The sequence below is a fragment of the Amycolatopsis sp. cmx-11-51 genome (genome assembly GCF_047608665.1).
GTDB lineage: Bacteria > Actinomycetota > Actinomycetes > Mycobacteriales > Pseudonocardiaceae > Amycolatopsis.
On record NZ_JADNQO010000012.1, the window covers coordinates 128489 to 147634 of the forward strand.

A 19146-nucleotide genomic window follows, 5' to 3' on the forward strand; every position below is an offset into this window, starting at 1 on the left:
TCCTGTCAGCGAGCCCGCTGAACACGGAAAACCAAGGAGACGCCACCATGTTCGACCCCATCCTCCTCCGGGCCGCCGACGCCGAGATCGTCAGCGACGCGCCGGGCAGCGACATCACCCTGCTGGCCGACTCGGACACCACCGACGGGGGCTTCACCGCGAACCGCGCGACCCTGAAGGACGGTGTCTTCGGTACCCCGGCCCACTTCCACACCCGCGCGACCGAGTTCTTCTTCGTGCTCGAGGGGAAGCTCCAGGTGCTCGTCGACGAAACCCTGCACACGCTGGAGAAGGGCGACTTCCTCGCCGTGCCGCCCCAGGTGCCGCACGCCTTCGGGCCCGCCGCCGGCTCGGACGCCGACGTCCTGGTGACCTTCACGCCCGGCATGGCCCGCTTCGACTACTACCGGCTCCTCGACCGGGTCGCCCGCGGCGAAGCCGACCCCTCGGAGATCGCCGCGTCCTCGAAGCAGTACGACAACCACTACGTCGACAGCCCCCTCTGGCGCGCCGCCCGCGGTCAGTGAGCTTCAGTCGATGACCGCGGGCGCTTCGACCTCGACCAGGTGCTCGGGCACGTCGAGCGCCGCGACGCCGATCAGCGTGCCCGGCGGGACCGGGGTGCCGCCCAGCCTGGTGGCGGCCCGGTCCACGCCTTCGAGGAACGGCGCTAGTTTGTCCGGGGTCCAGTCGACGACGTAGACGGTCAGCTTCGCGACGTCGTCGAAAGTGGCACCGGCCTCGGCGAGCGCGGTGCCGCTGTTCAGGTAGCACTGTTCGACCTGAACAGCGAGGTCGCCTTCGCCGACAGTGGCACCTGTGGCGCCCCAGGCGACCTGTCCCGCGATGAAGACCAGCTTCGACCCGGTCGCGATCGAAACCTGCCGGTAGGCGGGGATCTCCGGCAGCCCCGCGGGATTCACCAGGGTGATGGCCATGCTGTCGTACTCCTTGCATCGGTCACTTGTGGTTACCCAGAAACTGTCGGAGAGTGTGCGGCGACCTGGAAGAACGCACTTTCTCGTGACTGGGGAACCTGATGGTGACCAAGCAGCTCGACGGTACGGCGGACGACGCGGATCTGACGCGGGCGGACTCGCTGGCGCGGGAGATCTTCTCCGACGTCGCCAACAAGTGGGCGCTCCTGATCATCGAGATGATCGGCGATCGCACACGGCGGTTCACCGAACTGCGGAACGACATCGAGGGCATCAGCCACAAGATGCTCACCCAGAACCTGCGCATGCTGGAGCGCAACGGCCTGCTCGAACGGACCGTGCATCCGACCGTGCCGCCGCGTGTGGACTACACCCTCACCGAGGCGGGGCACGGCTTGCGGGCGACGGTCGACGGGATGTGCGACTGGACCCACCGTTTCCTCGGCCACATCGAAAGCTCACGTCGCCGGTTCGACGCGCCTGTCAACGGTTAACGACCTGGCCAGGCGGTTGTTCGTCGCTGCGTGAGGCTGACGATGGTGGAATGGGGACGTTGAGTGTCCCCACTCCTCCATCATCGTGGGGTCACACCGGCTCAACGTCCCGAATCCTCCCTACTCGACCCTGGCAGGCACCAGAAACGTCAAGCCCGGACTACCATCAGCCGCGCCGACCAGCAGCCCTGCGACTTTGCCGAACCCTGCGCCCAGGCACAGGAAGGGCCTTTGCGTACTGGGCGCTGTGGACCACTTCCTCAAGGTAACCGGACAACGCGCAGGAACGCGGGCAGCACCCAAGGCCTGCGCCCACTCACCACGATCTTGCGTGTCAGCGCGGAACGCGCCCTGCCGACCCGGTGGAAGAGCATCAGGTTCAGCGACGGCGGATCGAACGAGATCCGCGCGTCGACCGGGCCGCCGGGCTCCTCGACCGTGACCCGTCCCCGGTGCAGCACCAGCACGACCGGAGTCGTGTACGCCGACCGGAAGGCCACGGCGATACGCCTTTCCCTCGGCGGTTCGTCGGTGTCGAGCAGGTGTCCGATGTCGTGGGTCAGCACGCCCACCAGGAAGAGATCGAAGAACAGCGCCGCGTCACCCGGCGGGATCGTCCACGGCAGTTTCACCGCCTTGGCGATGTCCCAGCCGTGAATCTGCAGTTCGTTGACCAGGTGCGCGAGGACGCCGGCCAGCGGCACCTTCGAGTCGCCGAGCCAGTCCAGCGGGGTCGCCGGATCCGCGTCCTCGGTCACTCGCAGTACCTCGTCGATGGCAGCGAGCAATTCCGCCGTCAGCACGCCGAGGTCGCGTTCGGGAAAGTCCTTCAACACCAAGGTGTTCAGCACGGAAACCGTATCCACAGTGGTCTTTTGGACCTGACCCTGCGCGCGGGCGTCCAACAGCGGGGCCGCGTCCGGCCGCACCATCGAGCTGTACATCTTCGCGATCAAGACGACGTGCGCGACGGTGTCGGCCACCGTCCAGTCCGCGGTGACCATCGCGTCCGCATCCGGAACGCGGGACACCATTTCGGCGAATCGCGCACCCGTCACTCGAAAGGCTCGCCTCGCCGATCGCCATTGATCCGCCGTGATCTCTCTGGCCACAGCGCGATTTTACCGTGCTACGGCCGAAAATCCGTTCGCTTCCGTGCTGTTCCGATATCCGCTCACAGCGAAGTGACCGTACTCACTACGGAAATCGACGTGACACGCACCGACCGACCCAGGCAGACTGAACGACAGATCAGCTCGCCTTCGCTGTCACCGTTGCCGGCGCCGGAGGCGGCCCACGCGGACAGCGCCCTTCCAGGAGCCCCACACAGATGACCGAGACCATGCCCGAAACCACCCATGACCAGGAAAGAGCACCGGCGCGCGCCGGGCTCCTGATCGGGGTCCTGGTTCTTTCCGCGTTCGTGATGATCCTCAACGAGACGATCCTGAGCGTCGCGCTGCGTGACCTGACCGTCGACCTCCAGGTCCCGACCACCACCGTGCAGTGGCTGACCAGTGGCTTCCTGCTCACCATGGCGGTCGTCATCCCGATCACCGGGTTCCTGCTCGAACGGTTCACCCCGCGTCAGGTCTTCATCGCTTCGCTGACCTTGTTCAGCCTCGGCACCCTGGTGAGCGCGGTCGCGCCCGGCTTCGCCCTCCTGCTGACCGGCCGGGTCATCCAGGCGTGCGGTACCGCGGTCATGCTGCCGCTGCTGATGACGACGGTGATGCGCCTCGTCCCGGTGGAGAAGCGCGGCGCCACGATGGGCACGATCACCATCGTCATCGCGGTCGCCCCCGCCATCGGCCCGACCATCGGCGGCGCGGTGCTCGCCTCGCTGGGCTGGCGCTGGATGTTCTGGATCGTGCTGCCGCTCTCGCTCGCCGCGCTGGTGGTCGGCATGCTGCGGCTGCGGCTGGACAGCGAAACCCGCAAGGTGCCGCTGGACGTGCCGTCGGTGATCCTGTCCGCCGTCGGTTTCGGCGGCGTGCTGTACGGCCTGTCGACGTCCGGTGAATCGGCGGGCGGACACCAGCCGGTGCCGCCGTGGGTGCCGATCGTCGTCGGGGTCGTGGCGCTCGTGGTGTTCACCTGGCGCCAATTGCGCCTGCAGAAGGAAGACCGCGCGCTGCTGGACCTGCGCCCGTTCACCCACCGCAGTTTCGTCGTCTCGCTGGTGCTGACGGCGCTGCTGTTCATGTGCCTGCTCGGCGCCGCGGCGATCCTGCTTCCGCTGTACCTGCAGACCGTCCTGCACACCAGCACGTTCGTCAGCGGGCTCGCGGTGCTTCCCGGCGGCCTGGTCCTCGGACTGCTCGGCCGCCCGGTCGGCGCGCTTTACGACCGCTTCGGCCCCCGGCCCCTCGTCATCCCCGGCGCGGCCGCGATGGCGGTCTCGCTGTGGCTGTTCGCCCTGCTCGGTGCGGAATCACCACTGGTCGCGGTCATCGCCATCCACGTCCTCCTGATGGGTGGCCTCGGCCTGATGATGACACCGCTGATGACCGAGTCCCTCGGTTCACTGCCCGAAAATCTCTATTCCCACGGCAGCGCGATCCTCGCCACCCTGCAGCAGCTCGCCGGTGCGCTCGGCACCGCCTTGTTCATCGCGGTGGCGACGGCGAGCACGGTGACGGCCGGGGCCGCCAGCCCCGACTCGACGGGTATCCGCACCACCTTCATGGTCGCCGGCTGTGTCGGACTGGCCGCGTTCGTCGGTTCCCTGTTCGTCAAGAAGAGCAGCGGTGCCGGAGCGGTGACCGCGCACCACTGACAACGGACACGCTCACCGCGCGCCCGCCGTGGCCTCCGCCGGAGGCTCGGCGGGCGCGCGGCGTTCGATGACCTTCCGGCCGTAGGCGATGGCGGGCTGCTCGACCCACCGGCGCAGCGCGCAGGCGAACAGCAGGGCGACACCCGTGGTCGCGGCGGCCTTGGCGAGCCCGCTGGGCAGCAGCCAGCCCGTCACCCCGGCCGCGCCGGTCTGGGCGAGGTAGAGCGCGTAGGACCGATCGCCGACGAAGGCCATCGGCCTGCTCGAGAGCAGTTTCCGGACCGGCCCCGGCGAAACGACCGCCACGAGCAGCAACGCCGAGCCTGCCGCGTACACCGGGACCACGAACTGCCAGTGCCCGCCGAGCGCCTTCGCCAGCGGTCCGACGGAGAACTGCAACACGACGAACCCGCAGCCGATCACCGTGGCGACGATGGGACTGGTCAGCGGCCGGACCAGGGCGAACCCGCGCGGATGGTGCAGCGTCATCGCCAGCAGGCAGCCGATGACCAGCGAGCAGTAGTGCACCGAGAGGCTCGCCCAGGTGTGCGACGGCGCCAGCGGCAAGGCGAACAGCACCACCCCGAGGACGGCCGAAACCCCGAACAGCAGGCGTAGCGCCGTCTTCCCGCTTCGCGCGAACGAGGTGAGCACCAGCAGCGCGGGCCAGACCAGGTAGAACTTCTCCTCCACCCCGAGCGACCACGACGTCGGATAGGGCGTGTTGAAGTCGACGAGTTCGTTGCCGAAGACGAGGTAGTACGGCATGGCGTCGGCGAGCCTGCTGCTCTGGTAAGTCCCGCCGAGTAGCACCGCGAGCGTGGTCAGCGCCAGGAGCAGGAAGTACACCGGCATGATCCGGAAGACCCGGCGAACGTAGAACGCCCGAAGCGAGATCCGGCCGGTGCGGCCCTCTTCGCGAAGGGCCAGCGTGGTGATCAGGAATCCGGACAGCACGAAGAACAACTGCACGGCGATCCAGCCCTGTAGGCGGCCCGTGACGGGACCGCCGTAGTGGAAGAACACGACGGCCACGGCGGCGAGCGCGCGCACCCCGGTGAGACCGGGAAACCAGGACGAGGCCAGGTAGTCGGTGTGGCTGAGCGGCTGCCACCAGGAGCGGCGCGAAAGGTCGGACATGGCCCGTAGGTTCGGGCCCGGACGCTGAACCGAAGCTTAAGGAAGCTGAAGACGTCTTCAGCTTCGCGTTTCCGCCGACGGCAGCCGGACGACGAGGCGGGCGCCACCGTCGTGGTCGGCGACCGCCGCGGTGCCGCCGTGGGCGTGCGCGATGTCGGCGACGATCGCCAGGCCGAGACCGGCGCCACCCTCGTCACGAGCGCGCCCGTCGTCCAGCCGCACGAACCGGTCGAACACCCGCTCACGATCCTCGGCGGGGATCCCCGGCCCGTCGTCGGTGACGGTCAGCACGCACATTTCGTCTACTGTGGACAGCGAGATGACGACGCCGGTACCGGTGTGTCGTTGCGCGTTGTCCACGAGGTTGCGGAGCAGCCGTTCCAGCCGTCCCCGGTTCCCGAGGACCATCGGCTTCCCCTCGATGTCCGCCCGCACGCCCTGTCGTCCGGAGAGGCACGATTCGACCACTTCGGACAGTCGTACCGGCGTGAGCCGTTCCGGGCCGGAGTTGTCCAGTTTGCCGAGCAGGACCAGGTCGGCGACGAGATCCTGCAGCCGGGTGATGTCGAGCAGCGCGTTCCCGCAGGCGTCGCGCCAGTCCATTCGGTCCGGATGCGCGAGCAGTACTTCGAGTTGCGTCCGCAGAGACGCCAGCGGTGTCCGCAGTTCGTGCGACGCGTCGGAGGTGAACCGGCTCTGGCGCGTGACGGCGGTGTCGAGACGGGTGAGCATCGTGTTCATGGTCTCCGCGAGCTTCGCGATCTCGTCACCGCTGTCCGGCGCGGGGACCCGGCGGGAGAGGTCGTGCGCGCCGATTTCCGCGACCTCGGACCGGATCGCCTCGACCGGACGCAGCGACCGGCGGACCGCGAGCCACGCGATCACGCCGATCAGCAGCGCGATCACCGGAACGCCTGCCAGCAACGTCATGCGGACCGAGTCGAGCGCCGCCTGGCCGGATTCGTCGACCATGGCGGCGGCGTAGATCGAATACTTGCTGTCCCCGCTCGTCTCCGCCGCGACGTGCAGCCGGGTCTCGGTGATTTCGACGTCGCGTCCGAGAAGCCACTGACAGCCGACAGACTCCTTCATCGCCAGGTCGACATCGCCGGGCCGGAGGACCGACACGGAGTCACCTTGGTGGAATCCGTCCACCGGGGCGATCGAGCCGTGCCGCAGGCCGGGGCAGGTGACCATCCGCTTGCCGTCGCGGCTGATCACCTCGTAGGCCGAGTCCCGGACGAGCGTCAGCAGCTCGGCAGGCTTGGCGCCGGTGTTGAGCAACTGGACGATCGCGGCCGCACGCTCCCGCGCCACCTGCGCGGCGCCGTTCTCCAGCCGGTTCTGGGCGTCGACGACGAGCCACGCCGAAACAACCCCGAGCGCCAGGATCGACGTCACGAACGACGTCAGCGCGACCCGGAAGCGGGTCGACCGCAGCACCTCAGGCACTGGTGGCCACCACGTGATACCCGGCGCCGCGTACCGTCCGGATCGTCTCCACCCCGAACGGCAGGTCGATCTTGCGGCGCAGCGCGCTCATGTGGACCTCCACCAGGTTCGCGGTCGCCGACGCCGCGAAATCCCACAGGTTCTCCAGCAGTTCCGCCTTGGTGACGACCTCGCCCGGCCGCCGCATCAGATACGCGAGCAAGGCGAACTCCTTGGTGGTCAAAGAAATCTTGGCGGCACCGCGGCGGCAGAGGTGGCTCGCCTGGTCGAGTTCGAGGTCGCCGAGCCGCAGCGTGCCCGGCCGGGTCGCTCCCCCGCGCCGGATCAGCGCCCGGAGCCGGGAAAGCAGCACGCCGTAGGAAAACGGCTTCGGCAGGAAATCGTCGGCACCGGTGTCCAGCGCTTCGATTTCGTCGTCCTCGCCGTCTTTCGCGGTCAGCATGAGGATCGGGGTGGCGTCGCCGCGCTCGCGCAGCCTCCGGCAGACGCGGTAGCCGTTGAGCCCGGGCAGCATGATGTCGAGGATCATCGCGGAGTACGGATTCTCTTCAGCGTACCAGAGCGCGTCGCGGCCGTTGTGCGCGACGTCCACGGCGTAGCCCTCGGCACTCAGCCCCGCCCGCAGTGATTCGGCCAGCCGCCGCTCGTCCTCCACGAGCAAGATCCTCATCCGCTCACGATCCCATACGGCCGGGCAGGAATACCCTCCTGGCACGGTGAACCCGCTGCCACCGTCCGATCATGCCCGCCGACCGCCGCCGCGGATCGCTTCTCATGGCGTTCGCCGCCGCCTACCGCCTCAACGGGGGCAGGACGGATCAAAGGTGGCGTCGGGTGAGAGGTGTACGGAATAGAGACGTCGAGTGTCCCTACTTCCACACAGTGCGGGACGCGGTCCGGCAGCGGGACCGGTCACCGGCACCGCGCTCGAACACGACACCTCTGCCTTACTTCTCACGAGCCGCCGGCTTCTCCTTGCGCCGCGCCGGTGATGTTGCGGACCATACCGCCGAAGACGACGCCGTGGAACGGCGCGATCCCCTTCCAATACGCGTGCCCGGCGAGTCCGCGCGGCTCGAACACCGCCCGCTGCCGGTAGATCGTCCCACCGTCCCCATCGGACTCGACGCTGAGTTCGAGCCAGGCGCGCCCCGGCAGTTTCATCTCCGCCCGCAACCGCAACATATGCGGCCGGTCCAGGTACTCGACGCGCCACCAGTCCAGGGCCTCGCCGAGATGCAGTCGCCGCGGATCCCGGCGTCCGCGCCTCAACCCGACACCGCCGGCAAGCCGATCGGCCCAGCCGCGGATCGACCACGCCAGCGGGAACGAATACCAGCCGTGTTCCCCGCCGATGGATTCGATGACGTCCCACAGTGCCTCCGGCGTGGCGTCCGTCCTTTGCTCGCGCTTGTCCTCGTAAACGGTCCCGCCCGCCCAGTCCGGATCGCTCGGCAGCGGATCCGACGGCGCGGATCCGGTCGAGGCGTCGGACCAGCGGGTCGGCACGTCGGCGTTACGGGTCCTGGTCAGCGCCAGTTCGACGGCCTGTTCGTAGTGGGTCAGGCCCGCTTCCGGATCGGGGATGTGCTCGGCGATCGCCTGGTCATGGCAGACCACCTCGTGCACCAGCGACTCGATCAACGGTACCGCGATCGACTTCGGCACGGGCGTGACCAGGTTGACCCACTGAGCGGACACCCACGGCGTCAGCACCGGCACGGGGACGACGGCTCGCCTCGGCAAACCGGCGACCACGGCGTAGCGGCGCATCATGTCCAAATAGGTCAGTACGTCGGGGCCGCCGATGTCGAAGGCGCCGTTCACTTCCGGCGGCAGTTCGGCGGCGTGCACGAGGTAGTGCAGCACGTCCCGGATCGCGATCGGCTGGATGCGGTTGTGCACCCACCGCGGGGTGATCATCGCCGGGAGCCGCTCGGTCAGGTAGCGCAGCATCTCGAAGCTCGCCGAGCCCGAGCCGATGATCACCGCGGCCTGCAGGACGATGGCGGGAACCCCGGAATCCAGCAGGACCCGGCCCACTTCGGCCCGAGACGCCAGATGCGGCGACAGCTCCTCGTCGTCCGGCACGATGCCGCCCAGGTAGACCAGCCGCCGCACGCCCGCCGTCTTCGCGGCCTCGGCGACCGTCCGCGCCGCCTCCCGGTCGATCTCCACGAAATCCTTGCGCGTCAAGGAATGCACGAGGTAGTAGACCACCTCGCCATCGGTCAGCGCGGCTTCGATCGAGGCCGGATCGGTGACGTCGCCGCGTTCGACCCCGACGCGGTCACGCCAGGGCTCTTCGGCGACCTTCTCCGGGGAACGCGCCACCACGCGGACCTCGTGGCCCGCCTCCAGCAGATGCGGCACCAGCCGTCCACCGACATAACCCGTCGCACCGAGCACCACACATCGCATTCGCCCGAGTGTTCACCGCGAAGAGGAGGCGCGCAGTCCGAGTGAGCCTTTCAGGGGACCAGGCGCCCGCGAACCTCCACGGTCGCGGCGATGCTGCTCCGAAGGAAGCGTGCGACCGTCCGCCGTTCGTCCTCCCCCAGGTCCCGCCATGCGGCGGAGAAGCTCGCGCCGAGCGGCAGGAAGAACTCGGCGCCGATCCGGCGGGCCTGGTCGTGCATCCGCAACTCGACTTTGCGGCGGTCGGTCGCGCTCCGGTCCCGGTAGAGGTGCCCGGCTCGCTCCAGCCGGTCCAGCACCGACGTCGTGGCCGACGCGCTCAGGTGCAGGGCGCTCGCGAGCCTGCTCGGGCTCATCGGGGCCCCCATCCTGGCCGCGTCCATGATCACCGCGAGCGCGTTGAGGTCGGTCCGGTGCAGGCCGTGCGCCTCACCGAACATTTCGGCGAACCGGTCCGATTCGACGGTCAGCTGCCGCAGCAGGAGGACGAGCAAGTCGTCCGTGACCTGTTCGACGTCCTCAGGCATGGCCGAAACCTCCCCTCAAGTTGCCCCGTCCGGGTGACCATTCTACTATTTCGATGATCGAACTATCCACTCGTCGAAGTAGCGCTGTCACGGGAGCCATCCGTCCATGATCTCGGAAGTCGAACGCCCAGCCCGCACGCGGTCACGTCTACGGTGGCTGCTCCCCGCCCTCGTCGTGGTGGCCTGGCTGATCTTCGGCGGGTTCAGCGGCCCGTACGCCGGGAAATTGAGCCAGGTCACGGAGAACGACAGCAGCAGTTTCCTGCCCGCCTCGGCCGAAGCGACCGAAGTCGGCGAACTCCAGAAGCAGTTCTCCAGCGCCGCCGTCATCCCGGCGATCGTCGTCGCCGAGCGGCCCTCAGGGCTGACCGAAGACGACAAGCGATTCCTCGCCGACAGGACGTCGAACGCGCGACTCGTCCCCGCACCGGGCAGTGCCGCCGGCGCGCAGGCCGTCGTCCTGCTCGACGCCACGAGCGACCCAGGTGACGGCGTCGAGGCCCTGCGAGACGCGCTCGCCCGCGACACCCCCGACGGGTTGAAGGTGCTTGTGACCGGCCCCGCCGCGCAGGTCGCCGACCTCAAGGAGGCGTTCGGCGGGATCGACGGACTGCTGCTCCTGGTCGCGGGCGCGGTGGTGGCGCTCATCCTGATCATCGTCTACCGGAGCCCGCTGCTCCCCCTGCTGGTCCTGTTGTCGGCCGTGTTCGCGCTGGGAACGGCGAGTCTCGCGGTGTACCTGCTCGCGGACAACGACGTGCTGGCATTGAACGGGCAGAGTCAGGGGATCCTGTTCATCCTCGTCTTCGGTGCCGCCACCGACTACGCGCTCCTGATGATCTCGCGCTATCGCGAAGAACTTCAAACGACCGACGACGCCCGCACCGCGCTCCGCACCGCCTGGCGTTCGACCATCGAACCGATCGCGGCCTCCGCCGGGACCGTGGTCCTCGGTGTCCTCTGCCTGCTGTTCAGTGACCTGAACTCCAACAAGGGACTCGGTCCGGTCGCCGCCATCGGCATCGGCGCCGCCTTCCTGACGACCATCACGTTCCTGCCCGCCGTCCTGGCCTTGTGCGGCCGCAACGCCTTCTGGCCGTTCCGGCCGGCGGTGGCCCCGCGGAAGGAAGAGACCGGCGGACTCTGGGGCCGCGTCGCGGGCTGGATCGCACGGGCACCTCGCACGATCTGGATCGTCACGACCGTCGTCCTGCTCGCGGGCGGCGCGTTCCTCCCCCAGCTCAAGGCTTCCGGCACCGCACAGTCCGACGTCTTCCTCACCCCGGTCGATTCCGTGGCGGGTCAGGAAGTTCTCTCCCGTTACTTCCCCGGCGGCTCCGGCTCGCCCACCGTGATCATCGCGCCCGCCGGTCAGGCTCAGGCCGTGACCGCGCTGGCGCGCGTGCCCGGCGTATCCGACGTGCGCCAGAGCCCGGGCCCGGACGCCGGTGGGCTCGTGAAGATCGACGCGGTGCTGGCCGATCCCCCGGACTCCGACGCGGCCGTCACCACGGTCGAGCGGATCCGCGAAGCCGTGCACACCGTCGACGGCACCAAGGTCGGCGGTCCGACGGCGACGCTGCTCGACACCAGGAAGACGTCGGAGCACGACCGCCTGCTGATCATCCCGATCGTCCTGGTCGTGATCTTCCTCGTCCTCGCCCTGCTGCTGCGGTCACTGCTCGCGCCGCTGCTGCTCATCGGCACGGTGGTGCTGTCCTTCGCCGCGACCATGGGCGTCTCGGCGCTGGTGTTCAACCACGTCTTCGACTTCCCCGGCGCCGACCCGGTCGTCCCGCTGTTCGGCTTCGTCTTCCTTGTCGCGCTGGGGATCGACTACAACATCTTCCTGATGACGCGGGTCCGCGAAGAGGCGGGCAGGATCGGCACCAGAGACGGAACCCTGCGCGGCCTGCGCGTCACCGGCGGTGTGATCACGTCGGCGGGTGTCGTACTGGCCGCGACCTTCGCCGCCTTGGCCGTCCTGCCCATCCTCTTCCTGGCTCAGCTGGCGTTCATCGTCGCGTTCGGCGTGCTGCTGGACACGCTTCTGGTGCGGTCCCTGCTGGTACCGGCTCTAGCAGTGGACGTCGGCCGGAAGATCTGGTGGCCGTCGAAACTGGCGAAAGCCGGCCGGGCATGACCACGGCCCGTAGCCTGGCGACCATGAGCGAGCTGGACGACTTGCGAGAACGTGCCGCGGCCGGGGATCGGGACGCCGTCGACGAACTGATCGAGCTCGCCGGTGAGCGCGGCGACCTGGACGAACTCCGGCGGCTGGCCGACGGCGGCAGCGGTGACGCGGCGGACCAGCTGATCGAAACGGCGACCGAACTGGGTGCGCTGGACGAGCTGCGACGGCTGGCCGAGCAAGGGAACAGGACGGCGGCGGAGCAGTTGGCCGAGCTCACCGAGGAGTAGCACCTCGTATCGCCGGGATCAGCACAGGTAGCGCGGCCAGTAGCGCGATGTCGCGCATACAGTTTCGGGGTGGTCGTGAGTGAAGATTCGGTTTAGGGCCATCCGTGCCTCAGTGTCGCGTGATCCTGCTTGCTTGACGTTGGGTTTCGTTCCTCGGACGGCGATCTCCGGAGATCGCCGGCTGATCACGGGTAAGACCTGCAGGATCACACGGCATTAGGTACCTACTGTCCGGCGGTTTCGCGTGACTGGCGGGACAGCACGTGTGATTGGACGGACGGCACACGTGTCCAGACGGACGACTCGCGACGGGGCCCGGCCACACGCGTGTCCTCCGTCCAATCACGCGTGTCCTCCGTCGGATCACCTGTGGATCGACAACACCCGCTTGGCCGCGGCCGAGACGGCGGCCCTAATCCAGCGATGGATGCCGCAGTGAGCGGGTCGTGGTCGTGCCGAGCACGCGCGAGGCCATCCACGCCAGCGCGTCGGCCGTGCGGGCCGGGGTGTCCGACGGCTGCATGATGTGGCTGAGCACCGTCCGGACCACGACATCGATGGCGACACCGAGCTGCGCGGGGTCCAGCGGCGGGTCGTAGGCACGCACACGGCCGCGCAGCATGATCGTCGCTTCGCTCAGCAGGCTGCCGGCGCGAACCGTCAGCAGTGGCAGCAGCTCGGTGTCCGCGCCGTGCGTGGCCGAGACGATGGCGCGCAGCAGCAGGTTGTCGTCGGCGAGTTCGAGGACGCCACGGACGGCGTCGTGGATCGCTTCGACGAGGTCGTCGGGGTGTCGCCCGAAGGCGTCCCGGACGACCGAGAGGAACCGGGCGAGTTCGTGCGAGATCATCGCCTCGGCCAGCTGACTCTTCGAGCCGAGTTCGTTGTAGACGGTCTGACGGCTGACGCCGACGATGTCCGCGAGTTTGCTCATCGTCACCGAGGACCAGCCGGAACCCACGGTCAGCTCGATCGCCGACGCGACGATCGGTTCATGGTACGGGCCACCCGTGACCGCGGCTGACGGTACCTCGCTCATGATCGTCATTCTAGGCTGTGCCTCTCAAAGCGCGCTTTCGGGATTTCCGCAGCCGGGCCGCGGCGCCGACTGGGCACTCGCTCGGAGATCCGTTCCGTTCGCGCTTCGGCGCGGTCACGAAAGGGCTGGATCGTGGACATCTACGACCTGCGCGTCGCAAGCGGTAAAGACGTCAGAACTTGTCCTTGCCACTCACGAGGCTCTGGGTGGAGTGTGGAAATAGGGGCGTTGAGTGTCCCTGTTTCCACACCCCCTCCGGGTCGGACCGGTCACGCCAGGACCGTGTGGATTTTGGGACGTCGGATGTCCCAAATCCACACGCGCGCGCGGGGTACCGACGAACTGGATGCGGTGGTCGTACCAGTCCGACCAGAAGTACGGCAGTCGGGCGCCATCGCCTCGCACATGCCCAGTCCGTCGCATTTCGCACGGTCAACCTCGATCTTCATCATGCTCCGACCCTTCCCGGTGCCACGAAATCGACCTTTTCCCGCACCCCGCAGTCCGGACAGCACCACGAATCCGGGATCGCCGACCACGACGTTCCGGCGGGGAAACCCTCACGCGGGTCCCCGAGTTCCTCGTCGTAGACGTACCCGCAGCCCGGGCACATCCCGCCCTCGGTCGCGTCCCCGTGCGTGTCGGCCACGACTCGCGACGGCGCGGTCACTCGGGTTCCGTAACGCGCCAGGATCTTGCCGCGTTTCGACGGCCGGATGTTGGCGCGGGAGATGTCGCCGTCGAAATGCGCGAGCACCCGCGGGTCCATCACCCGGCGCCAGACCGGCGGGACCAGTGCCGCCACGATCATCCCGGCGTAGCCCGTCGGCAGGACCGGTGATTCCGTGAAATCGCGCAGGGTCTGGTAGCGACGGGTCGGGTTGGCGTGGTGGTCGCTGTGCCGCTGCAGGTGATACAGCAGAACGTTCGTGGCGATGTTGTTGGAGTTCCAGCTGTGGCTGGGATTCACGCGTTCGTAGCGCCGCCGGTTCGGCGGGCCGATCTTCTGCCGCCGCATACCGTAGTGCTCCATGTAGTTCACGACTTCCAGCAGCGAGAACCCGATCACCGCCTGGATCACCAGGTACGGCAGGATCCCGACACCCAGCCAGGCGATCATCGCGACCCACAGCACCGCCGACATCAGCCAGGCGTTGAGCACGTCGTTGCTGATCCGGAACGGATGCCGGTCTCGCCGGGCGTACCGCTTGCGTTCCAGCCCCCACGCGGATTTCAGCGAGCCGAACACCGTGCGCGGCCAGAACCGGTAGAAGCTCTCCCCCACCCGGCTGCTCGCCGGATCCTCGGGGGTCGCCACCCGGACGTGGTGGCCGCGGTTGTGTTCGATGTAGAAGTGGCCGTAGAAGCTCTGCGCCAGCGCGATCTTCGACAGCCAGCGCTCGTGACTCTCCTTCTTGTGCCCCAGTTCGTGCGCGGTGTTGATGCCGATACCACCGACGCAGCCGATCGAGATGGCGAGGCCGAACTTGTCCACAACGGACAGCTCACCTCGGGAGATCAGCCAGAACGCGGCCACGAAACCCGCGTACTGGATGGGCAGGAACGCGAAGGTGATCCACCGGTAGTAGCGGTCCTGCTCCAGCCGTTCGATGACGTCGTCCGGCGGATTGTCGCGGTCCAGCCCGGCGATCAGGTCGATCAGCGGCACGACCACCAGGATCACGATCGGCCCGATCCAGAACCACACACCCCAGCCGGTGGCCGCGTGCAGCCCGATGGCGAGGAACGCGAGTGAGGGGACCACCAGTCCGATCAGCCACAGATATCGCTTGCGGTCGGTCCACTGGTCGGTCGAGCCTGCCGGGATCGTGCCCGTCATCTCGCTCATCGCACCCTCCTCCGTTGGCTGGGTTTACAAAACCTTAAGCGATGTACACCTAGTTTGACAAGACGTCACATTTTGTAAATCCAACGTTGCTTCCCTTGATGGAAAGCCAGCGATATCTTGTCTTTGTTAGGAAACTTACTTAACTTGTGATGACACGCCGCGATTCACTTCGTCCGCCCGAAGGAGCGCGAATGCCCCGATCATCCCGCCGGATCCGACCCGTCGCCGCGGCCACCGTCGCCGCGGCCCTGCTTGTCCTGCCCGCCACGACGGCCACCGCGAGCACCATGGCGAACAGCTCGTGGCCAGGCGGCTCCTCCGTCACGAACGCCGACGGCTCGAACGTCTTCGGCGGCAACCTGAGCGGCCTGTCGTTCGAAAGCCAGAACGTCCTGTGGGCGGTGAAGAACGGACCCGGCACGCTGTACCGCCTCGTGCGCAACGGCTCGAAGTGGCAGCCGGACACCGCCAACGGCTGGTCGTCCGGCAAGCAGCTGCGCTACCGCGGCGGCAAGGGAGACCCCGACGCCGAAGCCGTCGTCGCCACCCCGGACGGCGTGGTCACGGCCACCGAACGCGACGGTGACAAGGACAAGACGAGCGCGCTCAAGGTGCTCCGGTACGACGTGTCCGGCTCGGCCAAGAGCCTCACCGCCAAGGCCGAATGGGATCTGACGGCGGACCTGCCGAAGGCTTCGGCCAACGACGGCCTCGAAGCCGTCTCGTGGATCCCGGACAGCGCCCTCACCACGAAGGGCTTCGTGGACGAACGCACGAAGGCCCCGTACAACCCTGGCGGCTACCCCGGCCACGGCACCGGCCTCTACTTCGTCGGCCTCGAGAGCAACGGGATGATCTACGCCTACGCGCTCGACCAGGCAGGCGGGAAGTACACCCGCGTGGCCAGTTTCGCGAGCGGGCTCGACTCGATCATGGAACTCGAGTTCGAAGCTTCGACCGGGCGACTGTGGGCGGTCTGCGACGACAACTGCGGCGGTGACTCGACGACGCTCGCCGTCTCCGCACAGGGCAAGTTCGCCGTGACGGCCACCTACGACCGGCCGAGCGGGATGCCGGACTACAACAACGAAGGTTTCGCCATCGCGGGCACCTGCGCCTCCGGGAAGAAGCAGGTGGTCTGGGCCGACGACGGGGCCGAAGGCGGCCACGCGCTCCGGGCGGGCACCCTGACCTGCGGCTGAACCGGCAGCCGGATTCGGCTGGGACACGACCCCGAACGGGGCCGACACCTTTCAGCAGACGGCGATCCTCCGCAACGCCTCCGAAGGCCCTCGGGACTTCAAGACGATCTGGCAGCGGCGGCTCGACCGCGTCCGCGCGTACCCGGCCGTCGCCTCACCTGGGTTCTGGAACGGCCGGTGCGCGGGCTGGCCGTTGCCGGTCCAGCCGTAGAACTTCGCGAAGGGCACCAGTCCGCTGCAACTGGCCGGGCACGTCTACGAACCCGTGACACCGATCGGCTGGGCACTGGCCATGCGACAGCGGATCGGCGGCGCCCTGCTCACCATCGAGGACGATCACCACGGCTCGCTGTCCTCGCTCCCCTGCGCGAGCAAGGCTGTCGCGTTCTTCTCGACCGGAGAGGCCGGTGACGGGTCCTGCGCCGGAGCGCCGATCCCATCACCGTCCAGTCGTTGATCAGGGAGTCACTTGACTTCAGCCAGTGGTGGGACGACGCAGCAAGCTCCGGTGAAGCACCTGAAGGCGTCCACCCGTGCCTTGTTGGTCCAGTTGTCGAAGCGGTCGATCACCAGGTCGATCTCACTGCCCGCTTTCGCGGTGTCGATTCCGAGACCGGTGAAGAGCAGACGTACGTTTTCGGGGGTTTCGTGCTTCATGCGACTCGCTCCCAGGCGTTCGGTGTTTCGTCGGCAGCGAAATCCTCCGTCACCAGGGCCTTCGCATCCAGTGCTATCCATCATTTCGACTTCATGCTTTTCGACTACGCCGAATGCGTGAGGTGATACCCCCGAAAGCAGGCCGGACCGGCCGCAAGTAGTCCTCTAGTTGCGGTAGATGCGCGTGCAACTACCGCAACCAGTCCTCTACTCGTCGCGCGCCAGCAGCTCCCGCACCCGCTCCTGCAGCGCCTCCCTCGGGTAGGCGTTCACCTGGGCGCCCGCCATCCGCACCGGGTCGCCGAAGAAGAAGTACTCGTACAGCGACTCCCGTCCGGCGAAGCTCGAGACCGACGCGTCGAAAGCGAGCTTGAACAACCGCGCGCGGTCCTTGGCGGGCAGGGTGGCCGACTGAAGGTAGGTGTCGATGTCGGGACGGCCCTCCGCCTCGAAGTCCGATTCACCCGGTAGCGCCATGAGACCGGACGCCGAGAATTTGCGGATGATCTCGGTCAGCCGCGGCGAGACCTTGGTGGGGTACCAGTTCCTGGCGGCGTTGAGAACCTCCCACTTGGGCAGGAAGACGCCGTCCTCGCTCACCGCGCCGTCGGCCTCCGCCGCGCGAAGCACGGCCTTCTCGATCTCGACGTAGGAGATCAGCTCCGACAGGTCCTGCTGGATGTGCTGGAACCCGCCGATACCGATCGCGGCGGCGATCTCACTGGCGAGCCCGAGATAGAACTCGGTCTTGGCCAGTGTGCGCGTGACGACCTGGTGGGTCATGAGCGCGCCGGCGCCGGTCTCGGAGTACCAGGCGTTGCACAGTTCCGGATGCCCCAGCAGGAAGACCCGCTCGTTCGGGACGAACACGTCGTCGAACACCACGACCGCGTCCATCTCCTCGAAACGCGAGGCGAGCGGCTCGTCGAAACGCGAGCGGCCGTGGTCGAGTCCGGCGCGGCAGAAGTACTTGAGCCCTGGCGCGTCGTTCGGGACGGCGAAGGCGTAGGAGTACGGGGCGTCCTCGGGAGTGCCGCGCAGAACGGTCGACGGGAACACCAGGAGTTCGTCGGCGATCGGCGCGATCGTGGCGAGCATCCGGGCACCTCGGACGACGATGCCGTCCTCCCGTTCCTCGATCACCTTCGCCGACAGGTTCCCGCCGCCCTGCTGGCTGCCGGACACCGAACGGTTGACCTGCGGCGGGATCAGCGTGTGCGTCGCGAGAAGGTCGTTCTCCCGCGCCATTTCGTAGTACTTTTCGATGCGCTCACCGAAGACCGGATCGGCCTTGGCGAAGAACTTCTTCGCGGTCGAAAGCGCGGTGAGCGACGAGTTCATGTAGTCGCCGGTGCGACCGAGGAAACCGTTGGAGTACTGCGCCCACACGGAAAACGCGGCGCGACGGCGTTTGAGGTCGTCCTCGGTGCGTGGCACCAGGAACGAGGTCCCGACCCGCTCCCCCGTGGTCGGCGACTCGTAGGTGAGGACGTCGCGGTGCGCCGGGTCGTGCTGGAGGTCGAACAATTTCGCGTAGGTCAGCGCGTTGTTCCGGAAGGCCGCGTGCTCGGCGACCTTCGAGGTCACCTTCTCGCCGTCGACGTACAGCTCCGGCGTCATCGCGTTGAGCTTGTCGAGGAACTGCTGTCCGGTGCGGGCTCCCATGTCGTGCTCCTTCTCGGGGGAACGTCGTTGTCAGAAGAGGGATTCGTGGCCTTGCGCTGATTCGTGGATGGTCGAGAACTGCCCGTTGACGAAGCCGAGCGCGTCGCCGGAGCGGTAGTCGAACTCCTTCACCTCGCCGAGGAACAGGGTGTGGTCGCCGCCGTCGTAGGCGGCCCACGGCGTGCAGTCGAACCAGCTGAGGACGCCGCCGAGCCGCGGCGCGTGCCCGCCCTCGACCCACACCGGCGCACCTTCGGGAGACGGACGGCCGGCGAAGTTCATCGCGAGCGCCTCTTGTTCCGCGCCGAGGACGTTGACCGCGAACGGGCGGCCTTCGAGCAGGTCGTGACTCTTCACGGTGCGCTGGATCGAAACGAGTACGAGCGGCGGATCCATCGAGACCGCGGTGAAGGAGTTCACCGTCAGGCCATGCCGTTTCGTCGCGGCATCGAAGGTCACCACCGCGACACCCGTCGCGAAACGGCTGAGACAGCCCCGGAAGAACTGCGCGGACGGGCGATACAACTTCGAACCAGGCGAAAAACCACTTTCGCGTGACGTCATC

At 67.7% G+C, this 19146-nt stretch carries 20 protein-coding genes; 7 read left to right on the forward strand and 13 right to left on the reverse strand.

From position 1 onward, the window contains the following. The first annotated feature begins 47 nt into the window (after positions 1-47). Positions 48-527: a cupin domain-containing protein gene (locus ACM6LU_RS30640; RefSeq protein WP_409491944.1), complete on the forward strand. Its 480-nt coding sequence runs from the start codon at positions 48-50 to the stop codon at positions 525-527. Between the two features lie 3 nt (positions 528-530). On the opposite strand, the gene ACM6LU_RS30645 is transcribed toward ACM6LU_RS30640, so the two are convergent. Next, positions 531-938, reverse strand: coding sequence for a RidA family protein (locus ACM6LU_RS30645; RefSeq protein WP_414941285.1), 408 nt, complete (start codon positions 936-938; stop codon positions 531-533). 101 nt (positions 939-1039) lie between these two features. Between ACM6LU_RS30645 and ACM6LU_RS30650 the strand changes: the two genes are divergently transcribed. Next, positions 1040-1432 carry a winged helix-turn-helix transcriptional regulator gene (locus ACM6LU_RS30650; protein WP_414941286.1) on the forward strand — a complete coding sequence of 131 codons (393 nt, stop codon included), beginning with the start codon at positions 1040-1042 and terminating at the stop codon, positions 1430-1432. A gap of 260 nt (positions 1433-1692) precedes the next feature. On the opposite strand, the gene ACM6LU_RS30655 is transcribed toward ACM6LU_RS30650, so the two are convergent. Next, a complete protein-coding gene (locus ACM6LU_RS30655) occupies positions 1693-2544 on the reverse strand; it encodes a maleylpyruvate isomerase N-terminal domain-containing protein (RefSeq protein WP_414941287.1) in 852 nt (283 codons plus the stop codon). Positions 2545-2762: 218 nt separating this feature from the next. Between ACM6LU_RS30655 and ACM6LU_RS30660 the strand changes: the two genes are divergently transcribed. Continuing rightward, the gene (locus tag ACM6LU_RS30660) at positions 2763-4211 is read left to right on the forward strand and encodes a DHA2 family efflux MFS transporter permease subunit (protein WP_414941288.1); all 1449 of its coding nucleotides are present in this window, start codon (positions 2763-2765) and stop codon (positions 4209-4211) included. A gap of 12 nt (positions 4212-4223) precedes the next feature. On the opposite strand, the gene ACM6LU_RS30665 is transcribed toward ACM6LU_RS30660, so the two are convergent. The 5 genes from ACM6LU_RS30665 to ACM6LU_RS30685 all read right to left on the reverse strand — a co-directional run bounded on the left by ACM6LU_RS30665 (position 4224) and on the right by ACM6LU_RS30685 (position 9748). After that, entirely contained in the window at positions 4224-5351 is a 1128-nt protein-coding gene (locus tag ACM6LU_RS30665; RefSeq protein ID WP_414941289.1) for an acyltransferase family protein, read from the reverse strand. Positions 5352-5408: 57 nt separating this feature from the next. After that, a complete protein-coding gene (locus ACM6LU_RS30670; RefSeq protein WP_414941290.1) occupies positions 5409-6803 on the reverse strand; it encodes an ATP-binding protein in 1395 nt (464 codons plus the stop codon). After that, positions 6796-7473 (reverse strand): response regulator transcription factor, encoded by a 678-nt coding sequence (locus ACM6LU_RS30675; RefSeq protein WP_414941291.1) that lies wholly within the window; start codon positions 7471-7473, stop codon positions 6796-6798. The genes ACM6LU_RS30670 and ACM6LU_RS30675 overlap by 8 nt, the downstream gene beginning before the upstream one ends. A 284-nt stretch (positions 7474-7757) precedes the next feature. Continuing rightward, the gene (locus ACM6LU_RS30680) at positions 7758-9224 is read right to left on the reverse strand and encodes an SDR family oxidoreductase (RefSeq protein ID WP_414941293.1); all 1467 of its coding nucleotides are present in this window, start codon (positions 9222-9224) and stop codon (positions 7758-7760) included. A gap of 50 nt (positions 9225-9274) precedes the next feature. After that, the gene (locus tag ACM6LU_RS30685; protein ID WP_414941295.1) at positions 9275-9748 is read right to left on the reverse strand and encodes a MarR family winged helix-turn-helix transcriptional regulator; all 474 of its coding nucleotides are present in this window, start codon (positions 9746-9748) and stop codon (positions 9275-9277) included. Positions 9749-9854: 106 nt separating this feature from the next. Between ACM6LU_RS30685 and ACM6LU_RS30690 the strand changes: the two genes are divergently transcribed. Both ACM6LU_RS30690 and ACM6LU_RS30695 read left to right on the forward strand, forming a co-directional pair. Continuing rightward, on the forward strand, positions 9855-11891 hold the full coding sequence (locus ACM6LU_RS30690) for an MMPL family transporter (RefSeq protein WP_414941296.1): 2037 nt from the start codon (positions 9855-9857) through the stop codon (positions 11889-11891). Between the two features lie 23 nt (positions 11892-11914). Continuing rightward, positions 11915-12169: a hypothetical protein gene (locus ACM6LU_RS30695; protein WP_414941297.1), complete on the forward strand. Its 255-nt coding sequence runs from the start codon at positions 11915-11917 to the stop codon at positions 12167-12169. A gap of 412 nt (positions 12170-12581) precedes the next feature. Here ACM6LU_RS30695 and ACM6LU_RS30700 read toward each other — a convergent pair whose 3' ends face one another. Both ACM6LU_RS30700 and ACM6LU_RS30705 read right to left on the reverse strand, forming a co-directional pair. Next, positions 12582-13217, reverse strand: coding sequence for a TetR family transcriptional regulator (locus ACM6LU_RS30700; RefSeq protein ID WP_414941298.1), 636 nt, complete (start codon positions 13215-13217; stop codon positions 12582-12584). A gap of 439 nt (positions 13218-13656) precedes the next feature. Further along, positions 13657-15057, reverse strand: coding sequence for a fatty acid desaturase (locus ACM6LU_RS30705; protein WP_414941299.1), 1401 nt, complete (start codon positions 15055-15057; stop codon positions 13657-13659). A gap of 191 nt (positions 15058-15248) precedes the next feature. On the opposite strand from ACM6LU_RS30705, the gene ACM6LU_RS30710 reads away from it, so the two are divergent. Beyond that, complete coding sequence (locus ACM6LU_RS30710; RefSeq protein ID WP_414941300.1) at positions 15249-16259, forward strand: hypothetical protein; 1011 nt, start codon at positions 15249-15251, stop codon at positions 16257-16259. 51 nt (positions 16260-16310) lie between these two features. Here ACM6LU_RS30710 and ACM6LU_RS30715 read toward each other — a convergent pair whose 3' ends face one another. Then, positions 16311-16487: a hypothetical protein gene (locus tag ACM6LU_RS30715; protein WP_414941301.1), complete on the reverse strand. Its 177-nt coding sequence runs from the start codon at positions 16485-16487 to the stop codon at positions 16311-16313. 37 nt (positions 16488-16524) lie between these two features. On the opposite strand from ACM6LU_RS30715, the gene ACM6LU_RS30720 reads away from it, so the two are divergent. Further along, positions 16525-16716, forward strand: a complete 192-nt coding sequence (locus ACM6LU_RS30720; RefSeq protein WP_414941302.1) for an alpha/beta hydrolase — start codon at positions 16525-16527, stop codon at positions 16714-16716. A gap of 8 nt (positions 16717-16724) precedes the next feature. Here ACM6LU_RS30720 and ACM6LU_RS30725 read toward each other — a convergent pair whose 3' ends face one another. From ACM6LU_RS30725 to ACM6LU_RS30735, 3 genes are all read right to left on the reverse strand, one after another. Continuing rightward, on the reverse strand, positions 16725-16916 hold the full coding sequence (locus ACM6LU_RS30725; RefSeq protein ID WP_414941303.1) for a hypothetical protein: 192 nt from the start codon (positions 16914-16916) through the stop codon (positions 16725-16727). Between the two features lie 207 nt (positions 16917-17123). Further along, a complete protein-coding gene (gene hpaB, locus ACM6LU_RS30730; protein ID WP_414941304.1) occupies positions 17124-18581 on the reverse strand; it encodes a 4-hydroxyphenylacetate 3-monooxygenase, oxygenase component in 1458 nt (485 codons plus the stop codon). Between the two features lie 30 nt (positions 18582-18611). Next, positions 18612-19145, reverse strand: coding sequence for a flavin reductase family protein (locus tag ACM6LU_RS30735; protein WP_414941305.1), 534 nt, complete (start codon positions 19143-19145; stop codon positions 18612-18614). Position 19146 lies beyond the last annotated feature (1 nt).

Coding starts and splice junctions, on each gene's coding strand:
- ACM6LU_RS30735 (WP_414941305.1), bottom strand. CDS start 19,145: ATGACGTCACGCGAAAGTGGTTTTTCGCCTGGTTCGAAGTTGTATCGC.
- ACM6LU_RS30675 (WP_414941291.1), bottom strand. CDS start 7,473: ATGAGGATCTTGCTCGTGGAGGACGAGCGGCGGCTGGCCGAATCACTG.
- hpaB (WP_414941304.1), bottom strand. CDS start 18,581: ATGGGAGCCCGCACCGGACAGCAGTTCCTCGACAAGCTCAACGCGATG.
- ACM6LU_RS30710 (WP_414941300.1), top strand. CDS start 15,249: ATGCCCCGATCATCCCGCCGGATCCGACCCGTCGCCGCGGCCACCGTC.
- ACM6LU_RS30685 (WP_414941295.1), bottom strand. CDS start 9,748: ATGCCTGAGGACGTCGAACAGGTCACGGACGACTTGCTCGTCCTCCTG.
- ACM6LU_RS30645 (WP_414941285.1), bottom strand. CDS start 938: ATGGCCATCACCCTGGTGAATCCCGCGGGGCTGCCGGAGATCCCCGCC.
- ACM6LU_RS30695 (WP_414941297.1), top strand. CDS start 11,915: ATGAGCGAGCTGGACGACTTGCGAGAACGTGCCGCGGCCGGGGATCGG.
- ACM6LU_RS30660 (WP_414941288.1), top strand. CDS start 2,763: ATGACCGAGACCATGCCCGAAACCACCCATGACCAGGAAAGAGCACCG.
- ACM6LU_RS30640 (WP_409491944.1), top strand. CDS start 48: ATGTTCGACCCCATCCTCCTCCGGGCCGCCGACGCCGAGATCGTCAGC.
- ACM6LU_RS30650 (WP_414941286.1), top strand. CDS start 1,040: ATGGTGACCAAGCAGCTCGACGGTACGGCGGACGACGCGGATCTGACG.
- ACM6LU_RS30705 (WP_414941299.1), bottom strand. CDS start 15,057: ATGAGCGAGATGACGGGCACGATCCCGGCAGGCTCGACCGACCAGTGG.
- ACM6LU_RS30690 (WP_414941296.1), top strand. CDS start 9,855: ATGATCTCGGAAGTCGAACGCCCAGCCCGCACGCGGTCACGTCTACGG.
- ACM6LU_RS30680 (WP_414941293.1), bottom strand. CDS start 9,224: ATGCGATGTGTGGTGCTCGGTGCGACGGGTTATGTCGGTGGACGGCTG.
- ACM6LU_RS30700 (WP_414941298.1), bottom strand. CDS start 13,217: ATGACGATCATGAGCGAGGTACCGTCAGCCGCGGTCACGGGTGGCCCG.
- ACM6LU_RS30725 (WP_414941303.1), bottom strand. CDS start 16,916: ATGAAGCACGAAACCCCCGAAAACGTACGTCTGCTCTTCACCGGTCTC.
- ACM6LU_RS30665 (WP_414941289.1), bottom strand. CDS start 5,351: ATGTCCGACCTTTCGCGCCGCTCCTGGTGGCAGCCGCTCAGCCACACC.